Below are 18243 nucleotides of genomic sequence, written 5' to 3' on the forward strand. Positions count from 1 at the left end.
AAAAAGCCCCCCAGACGGAGATTGTGCAGTTGTAGACGCAGGGTCTGGCTTAAAATTAATCCCGGTAATTGAGCGCCGGCTTACGGTTGCCGAGCAGGGGCTTGTACACATAGCTGCCCACGTCCTGCTTGAATTCGGCGGTGGCTTTTTGGAGCAGGGCCGGGTCGGTAAAGAGGTCAATGGCCGTCAAAGTCATGGTTTTGGCGGCCACCAGCATGCCTTTGCTGCCGATTTCCTGGCCGCTGCACGCCACTGCCTGCCAGCTGTGCGCGGGAGTGCCCGGAATCCAGGTAGCAGCCATAAGGCCTACGGTGGGCACCGCGAAGCTCACGTCGCCTACATCGGAGCTGCCGCCCCCATCCGTAACGGCAAAGGGCTGTACTTTGGCTGCCTCCTCAATGGGCGGCGCCGCAAAGCCCAGCGAGGCCTGAATCTGTTTGCCAATAGCCAGTTCCTGCGGCGTGTAGCTCACGCCGCCCACTTGTTCCAGGTTGACTTGCAGGGCCCGCGCCAGGGTTTCGTTGAGCAGCAGCTCGTGGGTACCACCGATTATTTCGTAGTCCATGGTGGTGCCGGTGCCTAGGGCTGCGCCTTCGGCTGCTTTCACCACGCGGGCAAAAGCGTCTTTCACTTCGTCGCGGTTGGGGTGGCGCACATAGTAGTACACTTCGGCAAATTCGGGCACTACGTTCGGGGCCTTGCCGCCATTGGTGATGATGTAGTGAATGCGCGTTTCCTGGGGCACGTGCTCCCGCATCATGTTTACCATGTTGTTCATCGCCTCTACGCCGTCGAGGGCGCTGCGGCCGCGCTGGGGCGAGGCGGCGGCGTGCGAGGCAATACCATGAAAGCGAAACTTGGCCGAGCTGTTGGCAATATAGCTGCTCATCATGGAGCGGTTCTGGTTGCTGGGGTGCCAATGCACGGCGGCGTCTACGCCCTGAAATAGGCCGGCCCGCACCAAGTACACCTTACCACTGCCGCCTTCCTCGGCCGGGCAGCCGAATACCTTCACGGTACCTTTAAACTTACCTTCCTTAATCAGCTTTTTTAGCTCAATGCCCGCCGCTACGCTGGCTGTGCCAAACAGATTATGGCCGCAGCCGTGGCCCGCGTCGAGGCCGGCTATTGGTTTTTTCTCCGCGCTGGCCTGCTGCGACAAACCCGGCAACGCATCGTACTCGGCTATTATGCCAATAACTGGCTTGCCACTGCCGTACGTGGCCACAAAAGCCGTTGGAATATCGGCCACGCCGGCTTGCACCTGAAAGCCGTTGTCGCGCAGGGTTTTCTGGAGTAGGGCCGAGCTTTTAGTTTCCTTGTAGCCCACTTCCGCAAAGCCCCAGATTTGCTGAGCTACTTTCTTGTAGTCGTTGTAGTCGCCGTCCAGATCCTTTATTGCCTGGGCTTTAACGGCGCTTACATCGGCGGCCGGCACAGGCGGCAGGGCAGGGTGGGAAGCCAGTAGGCCTGCGCTTAATAGGCTCAGCGCAGCGTATCTTTTCAAGTTCATAAGCAGCAAAAACAGCAGGTCCGGCGACCTGAATAGTCAGGCTTGGCACGGACGAAAATAGCATGTTTCCCTCTCTTCAGGTGTAGATACGCGCAGCTTTTGCCAAGCCGTCCACCACCGCGCCTGTAGCTAGTACTCAGTACCTCAAGCTTCGTGGAGGAGGGGCAGATGGGCTCGGGCTGTTCACGAATACATCCTGCTGCGAAATATTTTTACCGCTTACCCACCTCCCGCGCCACCGGACTGCGTGATGCCATGGCCGCCGGCGTAGATATTGAAACGGGCGGCCACGTATTTCAGCTCCACGTTACCAATGCGCAGGGAATGATTGAACCGCTGTTCATTCCGCGCACTGGGGGGCAATTTTTCGATGGCGACATCTATTTCGGGTTTAATGTAGCGCGCAACTTCACGCTCCGGCCCGCCGACCGCTTTCGCAAATAACCCAGCGGGCAACCTTGCCGGCTGAATAGTTACGCCGTTTCAGCCGCGCCTGCTCCACGGTTCTTTCCCGATTCTGTAGACGAAGTTTAACTGGGGCGCCTCACCAAAATACGCTACTTCCTCCTCGGCTACCATTTCTGCCCCCAAACGGCTTATCGCGATTTGGGAGCGGGTGTTTGCCGCGCCAATATGGAAGTAAACCTGCGACACGAACTGAAAGATGTAGTCCAGCATCATCGTCTTCACCTTCAGGTTGAGCCCCTTGCCCCAGTAGCGGGTGGCGTAGAACGTGTAGCCAATCAGGATGCTGTCTTCCTGTTCATCATAGCCGTAAAAACGAGTGCTACCCGCCACCTCATTGGTCGCTTTGTCGATGATTTTGAAAGCCCCCTGACTCTGCATAGCACCCTCAAAAAACGTTCGGAAAACTTCCGGTTTCCAGCGGTCTTTGTTGGGGTGCTGCTCCCAAACCTTCGGGTCGGAAGCGGCCGCGTACAGGGCCTCAAAATCGGTGGCCTGCAAGGGGATCAGCAGCGTCTGCGGGTCTTCTAGCGTGGGTTGAATAGGAATGGACGACGACATACGGGGGAGGCTAATGGAAATATGCAGTAAGGTATTCAGTTACTGCCTTTGCTCGGCTCCACTCATTGTTTTATCTACCTCTATCGACAACCCTACTTCCCAAACTGCCGCAGGTTGTAAGTGAAGCTGAGCATGAAGTAGCGGGTGAGAACTTTGCTGCGCACGTCTTCTAAGTAAATATCGGTCACGTTGCGCACTACGCTGCGGTTTTGCTTGAGCAAATCGTAGGCTTGCAGCTTTAGCTCGCCCTGTTTGTCCTTAAAGAGTTGGCGGGTGAGGCCCACGTTCCACAGCGATACTCCCTGGTTGAAGCCAGCTGAGCGGCCCGCGTAGCGCGTGAGCCATAGGTCGCTGCTCACGGCCCAGCGGCCGGGCAGCTGATAAAATACATCGGCCTCCAGAGTCTGGGTCCAGTACGAAGTGTTTTGTTGGGGCAGGAGAGAATATCGGGCGTCCAGGTACGTGACGTTGCCGGCAAGGCCAAGTTCCAGCTTGTCGTTGAAGGCCGTGTTGAGGCTCAGTCCTTGCCCTAGGCTCCAGTTGCGGGCTTGGTTTTGCTGGTCATTTACTAGGCTTTGACCCTGGGTGAAGTTGGCATTCGTGGTCAGATTTACATTCAGCTTGTGCCAGCCCAGCCGCTGACCCAAGGACAGAAACCCGTTGAGGCTACGGTAGCCATCGGCGTTGACGGGCCGCGTGGTTTGGACACCGGCCGAGCTGAAGCTGGTGGCCGACACAATGCGATTTTGAACCTGATTAGCGCTTAGCAAGCCAAACACGCTGCGGTTGTTCACGGCGTTGAATTGATTGAAGGTAGCCGTGAGGGTGTGGTAGTATTCGGGCCGCAACTGGGGGTTGCCGAGACGGATGTATAGTGGGTTGGTGTTGTCGGCTACGGGCTGAAGCTGACTGGCCGTGGGTGCCTGCAAGCGCGTGCGGTAGTTTAGGCGCAGCGTGCGGCTACGGCTAGCATTTAGCGTAAACATGGCGCTGGGCAGCAAGCTCTGGTAGTCGCGCGTGAGGGCAGTATCGGCGCTTTGATTGTTGACGCGCAGGCTGGACTGTTGGGCGTCGAGGCCCAGGGAGAAGCCGTAGCGCAGGCGGCGCGTCTGCCAAGTCAGGCCCGCCCGGTTTGTCAGAAAACCGCTGCTGAACTGGTTGCTAAGGATTTCATTTGCGGCATCGTAGCGGGCAGTAGTGGGGTTGAAGTCGGCCACGTCGCGCCGGGAGGTGCTGCGCGTATTGGCCAGGTTATATCTAAACTCCAGCTTTTGCTGCAAGCTCAACGGCTCGACATACGCCAGATTGAGCGCCTGTGTACGGGCCGGGTAGTCCTGACTTATTCGCTGGTTGAGCAGGGTAGTGCGGCCGGTGCCATCGAGAGCGAAAAAAGTGTTCGTAGCCTGGTTGAAGGCTTCCCCATCCTGGTTATTCAGCACGGCGCTGAGGTTAGCCGACAAGGTGCGGCCAGCCTTGGCAAAACGGCGCATCAGCAGCAGATTGCCGTTGCCCCAGAGCGTATTGGCCGAGGCATTGTAGGTGCTAAGGCTGGTATTTAGCTGCCGCTCCCCGATGCTGGTTAGCTGATCTTTAGCTTGGCGCTGATCCGTATTTTGCCACCACAGGGCCGGCGTGAAGCGAAAGGAGGTAAGGGTATCGAGCCGGTAGTCCAGCCGAAAGTTCAGCCGCTGGCTTACGGTGCGGGCGCGGGCCGCAGCGCTTTGGTCGGTAACTAGGGGCTGGCCGGTTTCGCCGGTGCCCGCGTCGAGGCCCGCCACGTTTTCGCGCCGGCTTACCTGGTCGGTAGTCACCGTGGTTCGGTTGGCGAAGTAGCTGGTGGCCACTTCGGCGCGCTTGCCCCAGGCATCACGATAATTTAGCCCCCCAGCCAACGATTCGGTGATGCTGCTGGGCTGGTTGTTACTGGCTGGCTGTGCATTGCCGCTCCCACGGCCGCCCATGTTTATTGTAACCTGGCCACCGCCGCCCGGCCCGCCCACGCCTCCAAATCCGCTGGGTACGCTATTGCTGCCTGCGCCGGGGCCGCTGCTTACGTCGCCGGCGGTGGGGCTGCCATCGTTGCTGAAGCCCAGTTGATTGATGTTGTTGGCCTGACCCAGTGCTGAAATCTGCCGGCCATTATTAAAGCGATTCAAGCCTAGCTGCGCGCGGTAGCGCTCATTGGTGCCCGCCCCGATAGACTCAGTGCCGAAGTAGCCTTTGCGCTTGTCGCGCTTGGTAATCAGGTTGATGGTTTTCTCCTGCTGGCCGTCGTCGATGCCGGAAAAGGCCGACTGGTCGCTGCGCTGATTGTAGAGCTGTACCTGATCAATGATGTTGGCGGGCAGGTTGCGGGTGGCCAGCTTGGGGTCATCGCCAAAAAAGGGCTTGCCATCCACCAATACCCGATTTACCTGCTGACCTTGGGCGCGGATGGTACCGTCGCGGTCGACCTGTACGCCAGGCAGCTTCTTTAGTAAGGCTTCCACGGCCGCATTGGGCTGGGTACGGAAAGCGCGAGCGCTGAAAGCCACCGTGTCGCCCTGCACCGAAACCGGGGCGCGCTCCTGCTGCACTACCACCTCGCCCAGCGTGTGAGAAAAGCCCCCCAGGCGCTGCATACCAACGTCGGTAGCTCCGGCGGCCGCCACACTTACTGGCAAAAGCCTGCTTTTGTAGCCAACGAAAGTTAGCAGCAGAAAGTAGCGGCCGGGCGTCACGCCGCGCAGAACAAAGCGTCCGTCGCCATCGGTGATGGTGAAGGAGATATAAGACGAATCGCGGGCCGCCATCAGCGACACCGACGCTTCCCGAAGGGGCTTGCCGCTGGCCGAATCGGCGATGCCGCCCAGAATCTGGCCAGGCCCGCCGGCCCGGGTTGGGACCGTTGGCTGCGCGGTGGCCAGCACAGTGCTCCAGCAGCATACGAAAAAAAGTAGAGCGTAGCGCATAGGATAAGCGGCTTTATAGAAATTTGCCCCCCAGCGGCTTCTTTTCGGCAATTGCAGCGACTGATTCACAATATATGTCAGGGGTAGAGACGCAAAAGCTTGCGCCTCTACCACCGCGCACTGATTGTAGAGCTACTTACAAGCGAAAAGCAGTTCGGGAAGAAGCCAGAAATTAGTTGGAGCCGGGGCCGCGGAAGTTTTCCATCATGCGGGAGCGGAAATCGGCCCGGGCTTTTTCGCGCAAATCAGTCAGTTCAGCAGTAGTTACTGTCTGCGCCTGCGTGCTGGGCCGCACTTCCCCCTCTTTCACCGGGGCCTTAAGATCAACCTTAGTGGCCTTGAATTGCTCGCTGGAGCCCTCTACGGCCAGCACAACGCCTTTTTCCGGCGTCAGGTCGCGAATGGGGGAGTAGGTGAAAGGCAGATCGGTCGTAATCCAAACGGTGTAGGTTTCCTTGCGGAAAGGCACGGTGGCCTTGCGGCAAGTGTAGCCGGCAATCTTCTTGGTTTGGTCGGTCAGCTGCCAGTTTTCCGGTTTTGCTAAGGGAGCATCGGCCCGGTACTCGGTGGTTTTATCATCTTTCTTGACCGATACCACGGTAGCGTAGGTGCGGTCCTTCAGGTTCAGGAAAACGGTTTCCTCAAAGGGGCGACCTATGTTCGTGGTCTGCGGAGCACTGTTTGGGCCGCCTTCCACAATGCGAACCATCCCGCCGCCGCCTTCTTGGGCTTCCTTGGCGTAGTCGCCGGCGAAGCTCAGGGTTTGGCCGAAGGAGCGCACATCGGGAATATCAGCGGGAAAGTCGGGGCTGCCGGGCTTTACCTCCTGGCCATTAATCACAATGCGCCGCTGGTTTGGGTCGATGCGGCGGGTGGCCTCGTAAGAGATGCGCCCGGTGGTCTGGGCATGGAGGGAAGTGGCAGCGCCCACGCCAAGGGCGAGCAGCAGCGTGAGCACGGAAGTAGGGAGGAGTTTCATGGGAGCAGAAGTTTGAAGCACTGAATTACGCTTACAAAGCACTACTTCCGGCGTGTAAAGCACTGTTATCATGTGTTAAAGAATGTTAACGGTGGTGAGTACCACGCGGCAAGGCTGTATTTTCGTTCTGCTCTACCGTTCGCCCGCCCATGAAACGCCGCATCCGCTCTATTTTCTGGCTTATGGCAGCTTGTATTCTGGGCATCAATGGCTTTCAGGCGTATTGGCTGTACAATACCTACCAGCTCACCAGTCAGCAGTTCGACCGTACCACCCGCGAAGCCTTGCTTGCCGTGGTGCAGCGGCAACTGCTCAGCGGCGCGCGCCAGCTGGTGCAGGGCGACCAGAAAGGCGTAAACCGGCGTATCCTGGTGGGAGAGTTCAACTCCGACAGTGGGGGGCAAATTCAGCGTATTGTGGTGTCGACTGAGCCCGGGCGGAAGGACACGACGCCCCGCCTATTCCAGTCTGACCGGATACTAATCACGACTCGCCACCGGCGGGCCGCGGCCGATACGGCTGCTCGCACCCTCTCGCGCATCATCCTCAACGACTGGACGGGCAGCCGCCGCGTGAACCTGCCTCAACTTCTCGCCGCCTACCAAGCCGAACTGCGCCTGCGCAATGTGCAAACGCAAGCCATCCTCGACACGCTGAACGTGCCCGCAGCGGAACCCATATTGGCCGTAAACCCGCGCAATAAGCGCGCGCCCATTGGCTATCCGGTCCAAACGCCGCCTATTCCGCTCAATCCTATTCGTTCGGTGTTTGTACAGGCTTCCTTTCCTACCCCAACGTCCTATATCCTGCGCCAGATGAGCGGCTTGTTGGGCGGCTCGGTGGCACTGCTGGGGCTGACTACGGGCTGCTTCGCGCTGATGCTGAGCACTATTTTGCGGCAAAAAAAGCTTTCGGAAGTCAAAAACGACTTCATCAACAATATGACCCACGAGCTGAAAACGCCCTTGGCTACGGTGTCGGCGGCGGTGGAGGCAATGCAGAACTTTGGCGCGCTGAATGATCCGCAGAAAGCTCAAACCTACCTGAGCATCTCGCGGAAGGAGCTACAACGACTGTCGGATTTGGTGGAGAAAGTGCTCAACAGTGCCGTGGAGGAACGGCAGCAACTTACCATCAACCCTGAGCCGGTGCGGCCCGCGGAACTGGTGCACGAACTCGTCCTGCGCCATCAATTGCAGGCTCCCAAGCCCGTGCATTTTGAGGTCGATATCGAGCCGACCGAGTCGTTGTCGCTGGACCGGTTGCACGTAGCGGGCGTCATCAATAACCTGATCGACAACGCCATCAAGTACTCGCGCGAGCAGGTTACCATCGGCATCAAAGGCCGCCGCGACGAAACCGGCTGGCGCCTGACGGTACAGGACGATGGCATCGGCATTCCAAAAAGCTACCAAACGGCCGTATTCGACCGGTTTTTTCGCGTACCGACCGGCAATCTGCACCCCGTCAAGGGCTTCGGCTTGGGTTTGTATTACGTGCGGCAAGTAGTGGAGCGGCACGGGGGCATATTGCCGTGCGCAGCGAGCCTAACCGCGGCAGTGAGTTTTCCTTGTGGCTGCCCGCTTAGTCACCTAACAATCCGCTTTTATCTGTCACCTCATGTCCTCTATTCTCCTCATCGAAGACGAGCCCGCGCTGGGCATGATTGTGAAAGACAGTCTGGAGGTGCGGGGCTTTACGGTGCGCTACGCCGCCGACGGGCAGGAAGGCTTGGAGCTCTTCCGCCAGCAGTGCCCCGATATTGTGGTGGCTGATGTGATGATGCCGCGCCTCGATGGCTTTTCGCTGGCCGAAATAATCCGCCGCGACAACGCCACTGTGCCCATCATTTTCCTCACGGCCCGCTCCCAACCCGCCGATGTAGTGCGCGGCTTCGAGCTGGGAGGCAATGACTACCTCAAAAAGCCTTTCAGCATGGATGAGCTGATTGTCCGCATTAAAGCTCGCCTAAGCGCGGCCCCGCCGGCCGCAGCGCCCCCCAGCGTGCTCACCATCGGTCAGTATCAGTTCGACCATCCCAAGCAGCGCCTGCTATTGGGCACCCGCGAAGAAGTACTCACCCACCGCGAAGCCGAGCTGCTCAAGTGCCTCTACGACCAGCGCAACCAAGTGCTGGAACGGGCCACGGTGCTGCAGGAACTATGGGGCAACGACAGCTTCTTCAATGGCCGAAGCCTGGACGTATTCATTACCCGCTTGCGGCGCTATCTGAAGGATGATCCGCAGGTGCAAATCGTGAACGTGCGCGGCATCGGCTACAAGCTTATCTGGTAGTTGGCCAGCGACTGAGAGTCTTTGCTGCAAGGGAATAAGAAGCGCCCTTCATTTACTCCAGAATCCGTTCATAGTTGTCTTCACTAGACTACAGCCGCTATCAATTCGATAGTTGCTGAAGTTTAGCGCGGTAGAAAGTAAGCCCATTAAAGCTTAGTGAATAAATAGCTAAAGACTAAAAATCACTCTGTAGATGCGGCGGCAGGAAATTTCCTCCCTCTAATGGGGTTAGACAGCACTAAGTTATTGTGCTTACGCCTGCTAGCGCCATTGTCAAGCGGTCAGGCCGAATTTGATATATCAAGGCAACTAATGCAAGGAAGATACGTAGGTAAAGAATTATATTAATAATATAAATTTTATAATCATTCTTAGTGAAAGTTTCGCTAAGAATCTCCTTTTTTTAACTGTCTATCTACATCTGAGTGTATTAAATCTCAAGATATCCTGTGCAATAACAGGTGTTGATAGGAATACTCGTTCTATTCACAACCGTCTATGAAACAAACGTGTACACGATTGCTAGCTCTTGCTATTAGCTTGGCCTTTCTGGAAACGACTAGCGTACCCGCAGTGGCACAGGACACGCCACCTCCCTCTGCTGTATCAGACCAAGTGACGGAGGCATGGGCAGTTCATTATAACAGCACTATTCAGCCCCGAGATGATCGGGCAGTTGCCGTGACGGTGGATGGAGAAGGCAATGTTATTGTAACGGGCTACGTCTACCGCAGTCAGGGGCGCTTCAATCCCAATTACGATATTGTCACCATCAAGTACGCCCCCAGTGGGCAGCCCCTCTGGACAACCCGCTCCCAAAACACGTTTAACTACGATGAGCGCCCTAAGAAAATGGTAGTAGACGCTGCCGGCAATGTTTACGTGACCGGCACCTATGCTACCACGGGCACTTCGTTAGGGTACCTGACCGTCAAGTATGATGGCGCTACGGGCGAGACGTTGTGGGTCGTACGCCGCTCGGGTGGTACCCCCGTGGGCTTGGCGTTGGATGGGGCGGGCCATGTCGTGGTGACCGGCTCCTACTATAGCGGCTCGCTGGAGAGCACGAACTGGGCCACGGTCAAGTACGATGGCGCCACCGGCCAACAGCTGTGGGAGCGGCAGTATAATGGCCCCGGCAGTTTAGTCGACAATGCTGTGGCGCTGGCCGTCGATGCGAGCAATAACGTGGTGGTAACGGGGACAATAGGAACCCCGTCCATTTCTACCGACTTTATGACCCTCAAATATGACGGAGCTACGGGCCAGCAGTTGTGGGCTACGGCCTATAATAGTGCGGCTAGTAGGGAAGACCGGGCTACAGCCGTAGCGCTAGATGCTCTAGGCAACGTGTTCGTCACGGGCAGTACGGATGTGGAACAAAGCCGCGACATCGTTACGGTCAAGTATGAGGCCGCCACGGGGCAGCAGGTGTGGACGGTGCGCTATGGTGGCCCTGCCCAAAAGTCAGATGAGCCAGCAGCGTTAGCCATTGATGGCGCCGGCAATGTGATTGTAGCGGGCGAATCACAGGAAGCTCAGCTGAGCACATCTGCCCTCGTGTTGAAATATACCCCGACTGGGGAGCCGCTGTGGGAAGGGCGATACACTCGACCGACCAACCCAAGCTCTTCTGGTGTTTTTGACGGGGCCGAGGCCCTGGCCCTAGATGCCGCGGGCAACGTTTACATCGTGGGCACTTCCATCACCAATATTGTCCTTAATCCCGCGGACTATCGCACGATAAAATTTGCTGCCACGACGGGCGAGCAGCTCTGGAATGCGGCCTATGACGGGCCGGCACCAGTCCCGGGCACCTCTACGGATCAGGCAGCCCCTTCCATCGCCGTTGACAAAGCGGGGAACGTGCTGGTAACAGGGAATACTTCGTCCAGCGGTGCCATCACGACCGTGAAGTATACGCAAACGCGCGAGGTGCCCTTGCCCGTTGAGCTGATCAGCTTTGTAGCTTCCCCGCGCGGAGCCGACGTGCGGCTGCGCTGGGTGACCGCCCAGGAACAAAACAACCAGTACTTTGAGCTGGAAGTCAGCGTCGATGGCGTGCGCTTCCAGCCGCTGCACCGCACCCCAGGGCAGGGTACGACCACACAGCGACACACGTATGAATATATAGACAAGAATGCGCCGCGCTACGGGCAATCAGTGATTTATTATCGCTTGAAGCAGGTGGACCTGGATGGCACCTTGACTTATTCAGCCATCCAAGCCGTGCCGATAGCAACGAGCGCGGCCTTTACAGTCCAGGCCTGGCCGAACCCGTTGGGCGAGCAACTCAGCGTGCAGATCAACAGTCCAGAGGCTGGCGAAGCAACTCTACACTTAGTCAACGCCCTAGGGCAGGTAATGCTGCAAAAGCGCGCCTTTTTAGAAGTGGGTACTAATACCTTGGTCTTACCCATGAATCGGACTTGGCCAGCAGGAGTCTATAGCTTGCAACTACGGCAGGGAGCGGTGCAGCGCACGCTGAAGCTGCTTCAGAATTAGCCACAGTTATTATGGCTTATTCTGTTGTTTTCAAAATTTGATGTAGCTGAGCCACCATTTGAAGGCCGCCTTGCAGGTACAAATCGTGAATGTGCGCGGCATTGGCTACAAGCTTATCTGGTAAACTATTCCCCCCGGGGGACAGCTAGTCCATAAGGGCTACATCTTTGGCCACGCCCGCGTCTGGGGGGCTTTTTTTGTAGGCAATGCCCTGCGGAAGCTCAATAATGAATTCGGTGTATTCGCCCTCCTGGCTTCTCACGGAGAGGGAGCCGCCATGGCCATGCGTGATAATATCATAGCTGAGCGAGAGACCCAGGCCGGTGCCTTCGCCCGAGGGCTTGGTGGTGAAGAAAGGCTGAAAAATCTTGTCGCGAATCGGAGCCGGGATGCCCAGGCCATTGTCGCGCACCCGCAGCTCAATGTGGCGATTGCGGCGATGCGTGTACACCTGCACTTCCGGGCAGTAATTTCCGGTTTCTACTTTTTGCCGCTGCTGCACGGCATAAAACGCATTGTTGAACAAATTTACCAATACCCTGCCCAGCGCTTGCGGCACGGCCCGAATGCGGCCCAGCGCCGGATCTAGCTGAGCGGTAAGGGTGACCACAAATTGCGGGTCGCGGGCCCGGAAGCTATGGTAAGCTAAGTGTAGGTGCTCGTCGGCCAGCGCGTTCAGGTCGGTTAACACCCGTTCGCCCCCGATGGTGCGGGCGTGGGCCAGCATATCGCGCACTATATTGGCCGCCCGCCGCCCGTGCTGATAGATCTTTTCCTGATTTTCCCGAAGCTCAGCGGCGGCGCTGCGCAGCGTCAGCAAATCCGGTTCGGGCTGAGCGGCCTCGGCCTGTAGTTCGGCGGCCAGCTCGGAGCTTACTTCCGCGAAGTTGTTGACAAAGTTCAGCGGGTTCTGAATCTCGTGGGCAATACCGGCCGTCAACTCCCCCAGCGAGGCCATTTTCTCTCGCTGCACTAGCTGCGCCTGCGTTACTTTCAGCTGCGATAAGGTGGTGCTTAGCTTGTTGCGCTGGTTGGCAATTTCCGCGTTCTGAGCATTCAGCTTCAGGTTTGCCCGCTGTGTATGCCGAATGGTGCGCCACAGCAGCAGCAGCACCGGAATGATGCTGGCTAAGGCAGCAATCAACCAATGAGAGCGGTGTTCATCATCGGCCTGGGCCTGCTGAATGGCGCGTTCCTGCTGGCGGAGCTGTTCGCTTACTTCAAGGGCCTGCACCTGCGCCATTTTGGTTTGGCTGAACAGGCTGTCGCGGGTAGTGCTGGCTAAAGTCAGGTAACGAAACGCGCGGGTGTTGTCGCGGCGGGCGGCGTATACATTCGATAAAAAGCGGCTGGCCTCCAGCACTCCTTTAGGGTAGCTGCCTTGCTGGGCGGCAACCAAGGCTTTGTGCCCAAAATATATGGCTGAATCGGCCCACGGTCCTTGCTCGGCCTTGAATAGCTGCGCCTGCCCCAGATACGCCCGGCACAGCGCAAACGTAATATGCTGGCCCAGGGCCCGCTGTACGCTGCGGCGGTAGTAGTGGCGAGCCAGCTGTGGGTTGCCCAGCTTCGCGTAGATATTGCCCAGCATGGCCGCGTCGCCTACCTCACTGATCAGATCTTTCGCGCTCAGGTCCATCGCGTAGCCCACCTGTGAGTAGTGCCGCGCCGAATCTAGCCGGTTTAGCTGGGCATACACGTTGCCGATGTTGCCCATGATGCGGGTTAGGAGCTTGATGTTGCGGCTCTTTTCGGCTACACGTTTCGCTTTGAAAAAGTATGCCAAGGCCGGCCGGCTATAGCCTTGCTCCCAGTACAAATAGCCCAGCGTGTTCAGCGCCCGCCCAATCAGTTCTTGGTCGCGCAGCTCCTCGGACAGCCGCAGGCCCTGTATTCCTACCTGCAGCGCCGCCGGGTAGTTGCCCGCCTCCCGAAAACCCGAACCCAACCGAATCAGCGCCCATGCCTCACCCCGCCGATACTCCAGCTTCTGGGCAAGCTTCAGGGCTTGCTTGCCATAAAATATCGTTGCCAGCGGATTGCTTTGCGTGTTTTCGTAGGCCAGCTGGGTTAGCAGCAACACCCGCCCGGAGTCGGGGGGGCTACTAACAAGAGCCGATGCAGGCTGTCCAATCTGGCGTTAAGCTGAAAAGCCCTGATAGGGGTGCTTATGCTTAACCCCCACAGTAGCAGCACACAAAACCGTTTCATGACAAGGAGCGAAGCACCGTCGAGGCGAAGCAGCATAAAAACCCGACCTGCATACCCATGCTATTCTTGCACCTGGGGGGCTTTTTCGGGGTGCTGCTGGCACTGCCCGCAACTCCGATTACTCCCGCAGGAGCAGCGTAGTAGTCAATTCAAAAATTATCAGAGACTTAAACTACTGACAATACCAAGGTGTGCGCGCGGAGATGAGGATCGTGAAGGAGCGGTAATGGAAACAGCGGATTGACAGCGTCGGAAGGGGCTAGAACCCCACGGAAAGCAGAACTTAAATCTTTAAAGCCAAACACCCCACAGGCATTGGCACCGAAAACGTACGGAGCGTACTTTGCTTCCTGCTAAGTGGCTTGTACCTAGGAAATTCACTGCTGTGTATCTCCTGCTAATTTACAAAAAAATGTTTAATAGTTTATAATGTCGGCTAAATATATTTATATTCTATCTTATGTATTCACCCAGTGATAATTCTATTAATCAGGAATTTTGCTTGCTGAAAAACGGCAACGTTTCCCGGCCTTATCATAACTCCGTCTGGGGGGCTTTTTCTGGCTCCTTGCTTTGGGGCAGTTCAATGGTGAGTTCCGTAAACTTGCCTTCCTGACTGTCGACGGAGAGAGTGCCGCCGTGGCCTTTGGTGACGATGTCGTAGCTGAGCGAGAGGCCCAGGCCCGTGCCTTCGCCCGAGGGCTTGGTGGTGAAGAAGGGCTGAAAAATCTTGTCGCGAATAGGAGCTGGGATGCCCAGGCCATTGTCGCGTACGCGCAGCTCAATGTGCCCATTGGAGCGATGCGTATACACCTGCACCTCCGGGCGATAACCGTTGACCTCCGTTTTTTGTCGCTGCTGCACCGCGTAGAAGGCATTGTTAAACAAATTGAGCATCACCCGGCTCAAGGCCTCCGGTATTGCCTCAACAACCCCCAAAGAGGGATCGAAGTGTGTAGTAAGCGTGGCGTTGAACTGCGGGTCGCGGGCCCGAAAGCTGTGGTAAGCCAGGTGCAGGTGCTCGTCGGCCAGCACATTCAGGTCCGTTGGAACACGCGCGCCGCTATTAGCGCGGGCGTGGGCCAGCATGTCGCGCACAATGTTGGCCGCCCGCCGCCCGTGCTGCCGAATGCGCTCCTGGTTTTGGCGTAAATCCTCGGCGGCCTCGCGCAAAGCGGGTAAGTCCGGTTCGGGCTGGGCTGCTTCGGCCAACAGCTCGGCGGCCAACTCCGTGCTGACCTCGGCGAAGTTATTGACAAAGTTCAGCGGGTTCTGAATCTCGTGGGCAATACCGGCCGTCAGCTCGCCCAGCGAGGCCATTTTCTCCCGCTGCACCAGCTGCGCCTGTGTGGTTTCCAAGGAGTTAAGCGCGTTGGCCAACTGCTCCGCCTGTAGTTCAAGCTCTTCGCGTTGGGCATTCGATTTATTCTTTTCCGCCTCAATTGTGCGGCGCTGAAGAAAATCAATCCGGCTGTTTACTTCAAAAAAGTAGCAGGTTAAGGCAGAAACGCAATGTGCCGAAAGCAGCATCATCCCGTTATTGATAATGAGCAGTCTATCGTGAATGGAATGCCCATCAGTAACTAGTACAACGAAATAAATGCTGATTATCAGGGTATTAGAAATGAAGGCATACCAGAACTTCAGTCGCGCCCACGACCCCGTAAACATCATAATGATGATAAGACCAACGTAATAATGAGTGTGCGCCAACTCGCTCGGGTCTGTTTCCCGAATAATAAGGCTGACGGTAGCAGCCGCCACAATGCACCCTAGGCTAATAATCTGGGGTAGATAGGAGCGGAGCGCTTTTATGTGGGTGATGACAACGATGAGCAGCAGAGTGGGGCTACCAATGCCGAAGCGATAAAACCACGCGGTGGAGGTAGAATTGGGTGCCGAGAATATGTCCAGAATGCCAAATGATGAGTACAGCACGAAGCCAAAAGCCAGGGATATCTGGATGGTTCTGATGTTGGTCTCTTCGTAATGCTGAATAAAATCTCGCTCTGTGTCTTTCGGAAACCGAAGGCGCCAAACGGCGGGCATTAGCTGTAGATAATCCATGTTCTAATGCAGTAGGGGCGGAGATCTTAGCGGCGTTTGCTCGCGGGTGGGCAGCAGGTAGCCGCGGCAACGACCCAACTTACTACAGCGGATTCTAAGTGGCAAATTTGCCCCCCCCAGGCCACTTTACAGCGTACTTTTCTACTGTTGTGTTTTTGGTTGCACCTGCGGTACCTGTGTTGCCCTGCATTAGCACGAAAAAGCCCCCAGCAGACGATTTGGATCTGCTGGGGGGCTTTTTCGTGCTACATTTCTTGGTTAAGAAGCCTGTAGCTGAGGCTGCCAATGCTGCATATGCAGAGAGGAGTCGCGGAGGCGAAGCTCGGGCTTGAGTACGATGGGTGGCGGCGCGTATTCTGGGCCGCGCTTGCAGAGCTGTAAAAACAGGCGCACGGCCGTTTCGCCCATTTGCTCGGCCCGCTGATCTACGGCGGTCAGGCGGGGGGTAGTCATGGTGGTGAAGGGCTCGTTGCTGAAGCAGGCCAGAGCAATGTCCTGCGGCACTCGAATCTTACGCTCGTGCAGGACTTCCAGTGCGCCGGCCGTAGGGATGGCGTAGGCGGCAAACACCGCATCCGGCGGCTGGGCTAGTCCCAATAAATGCTCCATACCCATGCGGCCAGACTCCTGACTCAGCGCCGGCAACGCAAAAACGAGGTTCTCATCATCGAGAGGTAGTCCGTGGGCCCGCATGGCTTGGGCATAACCCAGGTAACGATTGCGGCTCGTGTTTAAGTGCTGAGGACCAGCCAAGTGTGCAATGCGCGTGCAGCCTTGCTCAATCAGATGAGTAACCACTTGATAAGCGCCCGAAAAGTCATCGAGCACGACGCCGGTGCTGCCGACTAGTTCGGGCATACGGTCAAAAAACACCAGCGGAGTGCCTTGCTGGCGCACCTGCTCAAAGTGGTCCGTTTGGTCGAGGGTAGTGGCCGACACCGACATCAGAATACCCTCTACCTGCGCCGAAAGCAGCGTTTCGACGTTGCGCCGCTCGCGCCTCACGTCTTCATTCGATTCGCACAGAAGCACGTTATAGCCTGCCTTGCTGGCTATGGTTTCGATGCCATGCATAACGGCCGGAAAGAAATAGCCCTTGATGTGCGGCACAATGACGCCCAACGTGCCGCTTCGGCCCTTGCGCAGCGCCGAGGCCAACTGGTTGGGCCGATAGTTTAGTTCTTGGGCCAACTGGCGTACCCGGGCTTTGGTAGCCTCGCCAATATCTTTTTTATCGGCCAATGCCCTTGATACCGTCGCTACCGACAGGTTTAGCGCCTTGGCTATGTCGATAATGGAAACACGCTTCGGAGTAGGTGCCATGCTTTAAGTTGTGTAGAAGGGGAAATGACAGGAAATAGGCATGTGGAGCGGCGACACAATGCAAAGTTCCTTAATAATTGTTTGTTGTAACGATAACAGCCTTCATTCTATGGGCTGTTTTAATAAAAGTACAGGTTTTTTACTTTTGCCCTATAAATTTTTAAGGTGGTAACAGTTGGTATTACCAACTTTTTTCTAAATTGCCATCATAATTGAGGCTCTCGCTTTAATGAAGATACTTGTGATAAGCTGCTTATCTGGCTTTCACCAACAGTCTTAGTCTCTGGAATGGTGCCAATACTGTCAGTTGTGGCGCCGGTTCTGGTGGACTAACCCAGGTTGAAGTAGGGGTGGGACTTTGTCTTCAACTTTGGGATTTGAAAAGGGCATTCCGGGTGGGATGCCTTTTTTTATGTCCTTTCGTTTCTGGGGGTTTACGGTCTGTGGGCATTGCTGCTGGCAAAAAATGAGGGCTAGGGTACAGGTTTTTCGTTCTCGCACGCTTTGTCTGCGTTTAGGAACACTAGCTTGTTCCTTATCAACCATCAGCCGTAGCTATTCTATGAACCTCCAAAACAACACGATTCTTATAACGGGCGGCGCGTCCGGCATTGGGCTGGCCCTGGCCCAACGCCTGCGCGAGGCGGGCAGCGACGTAATTATCTGCGGGCGCCGCGCCGATAAATTGCGCGAAGCGCAAGACAAGGTGCCCGGCCTACACATCTACGAGTGCGACTTGGCGCAGGCCGCCGACCGCGCTGAACTGGCCCGCCGAGTGCAGGCCGACTTTCCGGCGTTGAACGTGCTGATTAATAACGCCGGCATCCAAAACCGTTTTCAGCTAGCCGATTTGCCCCCCAGCTTAGATGCTTGGGAAGAGCAACGGCAGGAAATTGCTATCAACTTCGAGGCGCCCATTCACCTGGCGGCTTTGCTGCTGCCCCACTTGCGGCAGCAAGCCAATCCAGTGGTGATCAATGTGTCGTCGGGGCTGGCGTTTGCGCCGATGGCGGCCGCGCCCATTTATAGCGCTACCAAGGCCGCGCTGCACTCCTTCACGCTCTCGCTTCGGCAGCAACTGGCGCCTCTGGGATTGAGCGTGCTGGAAATTGTGCCGCCCGGTGTGAATACCGATTTGGGTGGGCCGGGCCTGCATACCTGGGCCGTGCCCGTCGATGAGTTTGCTGATAGCATCGTGGCTCGACTGGCGGCCGGGGAGCAAGAAATTGGCTATGGCACCTCAGAGAAAATCCGGCAAGCCTCGCGTGCTGAGTTGGATGCCCGCTTTGAGCAGATAAATAGTCAGTAAAGAATAATTGAACCTGAAAAAGCCCCCTAGACAAGTTCTGGGGGCTTTTTTGCTATAGCTATTC

Annotated in this window: 12 protein-coding genes; 5 read left to right on the top strand and 7 right to left on the bottom strand. The window is 56.6% G+C overall.

Annotation, left to right across the window (positions count from 1 at the left end):
• Positions 1-55: 55 nt before the first annotated feature.
• Complete coding sequence (locus G7064_RS18730) at positions 56-1513, bottom strand: amidohydrolase (RefSeq protein ID WP_166074783.1); 1458 nt, start codon at positions 1511-1513, stop codon at positions 56-58.
• 153 nt (positions 1514-1666) lie between these two features.
• On the opposite strand from G7064_RS18730, the gene G7064_RS18735 reads away from it, so the two are divergent.
• Entirely contained in the window at positions 1667-1957 is a 291-nt protein-coding gene (locus G7064_RS18735; protein WP_166074784.1) for a DUF5777 family beta-barrel protein, read from the top strand.
• 39 nt (positions 1958-1996) lie between these two features.
• Here the strand turns inward: G7064_RS18735 and G7064_RS18740 are convergent, their stop codons facing one another.
• From G7064_RS18740 to G7064_RS18750, 3 genes are all read right to left on the bottom strand, one after another.
• Positions 1997-2539: a GNAT family N-acetyltransferase gene (locus G7064_RS18740; RefSeq protein WP_166074785.1), complete on the bottom strand. Its 543-nt coding sequence runs from the start codon at positions 2537-2539 to the stop codon at positions 1997-1999.
• Positions 2540-2631: 92 nt separating this feature from the next.
• Positions 2632-5490 carry an outer membrane beta-barrel family protein gene (locus tag G7064_RS18745; RefSeq protein ID WP_166074786.1) on the bottom strand — a complete coding sequence of 953 codons (2859 nt, stop codon included), beginning with the start codon at positions 5488-5490 and terminating at the stop codon, positions 2632-2634.
• 172 nt (positions 5491-5662) lie between these two features.
• Positions 5663-6469, bottom strand: coding sequence for a GLPGLI family protein (locus G7064_RS18750; protein WP_166074787.1), 807 nt, complete (start codon positions 6467-6469; stop codon positions 5663-5665).
• A gap of 149 nt (positions 6470-6618) precedes the next feature.
• On the opposite strand from G7064_RS18750, the gene G7064_RS18755 reads away from it, so the two are divergent.
• The 3 genes from G7064_RS18755 (at position 6619) to G7064_RS18765 (ending at position 11269) form a co-directional block, all read left to right on the top strand.
• Positions 6619-8244, top strand: a complete 1626-nt coding sequence (locus G7064_RS18755; RefSeq protein WP_240935587.1) for a sensor histidine kinase — start codon at positions 6619-6621, stop codon at positions 8242-8244.
• Positions 8132-8764 (top strand): response regulator transcription factor, encoded by a 633-nt coding sequence (locus G7064_RS18760; RefSeq protein ID WP_240935892.1) that lies wholly within the window; start codon positions 8132-8134, stop codon positions 8762-8764. The genes G7064_RS18755 and G7064_RS18760 overlap by 113 nt, the downstream gene beginning before the upstream one ends.
• 498 nt (positions 8765-9262) lie before the next feature.
• Positions 9263-11269 (top strand): PQQ-binding-like beta-propeller repeat protein, encoded by a 2007-nt coding sequence (locus G7064_RS18765; RefSeq protein ID WP_166074788.1) that lies wholly within the window; start codon positions 9263-9265, stop codon positions 11267-11269.
• Positions 11270-11414: 145 nt separating this feature from the next.
• Here the strand turns inward: G7064_RS18765 and G7064_RS18770 are convergent, their stop codons facing one another.
• From G7064_RS18770 to G7064_RS18780, 3 genes are all read right to left on the bottom strand, one after another.
• Complete coding sequence (locus tag G7064_RS18770; RefSeq protein WP_166074789.1) at positions 11415-13352, bottom strand: tetratricopeptide repeat-containing sensor histidine kinase; 1938 nt, start codon at positions 13350-13352, stop codon at positions 11415-11417.
• 662 nt (positions 13353-14014) lie between these two features.
• On the bottom strand, positions 14015-15547 hold the full coding sequence (locus G7064_RS18775; protein WP_240935590.1) for a sensor histidine kinase: 1533 nt from the start codon (positions 15545-15547) through the stop codon (positions 14015-14017).
• 258 nt (positions 15548-15805) lie between these two features.
• Entirely contained in the window at positions 15806-16870 is a 1065-nt protein-coding gene (locus G7064_RS18780; protein ID WP_166074790.1) for a LacI family DNA-binding transcriptional regulator, read from the bottom strand.
• A gap of 562 nt (positions 16871-17432) precedes the next feature.
• On the opposite strand from G7064_RS18780, the gene G7064_RS18785 reads away from it, so the two are divergent.
• Positions 17433-18179, top strand: coding sequence for an SDR family oxidoreductase (locus G7064_RS18785; RefSeq protein WP_166074791.1), 747 nt, complete (start codon positions 17433-17435; stop codon positions 18177-18179).
• Positions 18180-18243: the final 64 nt, after the last annotated feature.

This window comes from Hymenobacter sp. HDW8 (genome assembly GCF_011305775.1).
Classification (GTDB): Bacteria; Bacteroidota; Bacteroidia; order Cytophagales; family Hymenobacteraceae; genus Hymenobacter; species Hymenobacter radiodurans.

Excerpts from the sequence above, each read along its gene's own strand:
- G7064_RS18730 (WP_166074783.1), bottom strand. The coding sequence starts at position 1,513 with ATGAACTTGAAAAGATACGCTGCGCTGAGCCTATTAAGCGCAGGCCTA.
- G7064_RS18740 (WP_166074785.1), bottom strand. The coding sequence starts at position 2,539 with ATGTCGTCGTCCATTCCTATTCAACCCACGCTAGAAGACCCGCAGACG.
- G7064_RS18745 (WP_166074786.1), bottom strand. The coding sequence starts at position 5,490 with ATGCGCTACGCTCTACTTTTTTTCGTATGCTGCTGGAGCACTGTGCTG.
- G7064_RS18750 (WP_166074787.1), bottom strand. The coding sequence starts at position 6,469 with ATGAAACTCCTCCCTACTTCCGTGCTCACGCTGCTGCTCGCCCTTGGC.
- G7064_RS18755 (WP_240935587.1), top strand. The coding sequence starts at position 6,619 with ATGAAACGCCGCATCCGCTCTATTTTCTGGCTTATGGCAGCTTGTATT.
- G7064_RS18760 (WP_240935892.1), top strand. The coding sequence starts at position 8,132 with ATGATTGTGAAAGACAGTCTGGAGGTGCGGGGCTTTACGGTGCGCTAC.
- G7064_RS18765 (WP_166074788.1), top strand. The coding sequence starts at position 9,263 with ATGAAACAAACGTGTACACGATTGCTAGCTCTTGCTATTAGCTTGGCC.
- G7064_RS18775 (WP_240935590.1), bottom strand. The coding sequence starts at position 15,547 with ATGGATTATCTACAGCTAATGCCCGCCGTTTGGCGCCTTCGGTTTCCG.
- G7064_RS18780 (WP_166074790.1), bottom strand. The coding sequence starts at position 16,870 with ATGGCACCTACTCCGAAGCGTGTTTCCATTATCGACATAGCCAAGGCG.
- G7064_RS18785 (WP_166074791.1), top strand. The coding sequence starts at position 17,433 with ATGAACCTCCAAAACAACACGATTCTTATAACGGGCGGCGCGTCCGGC.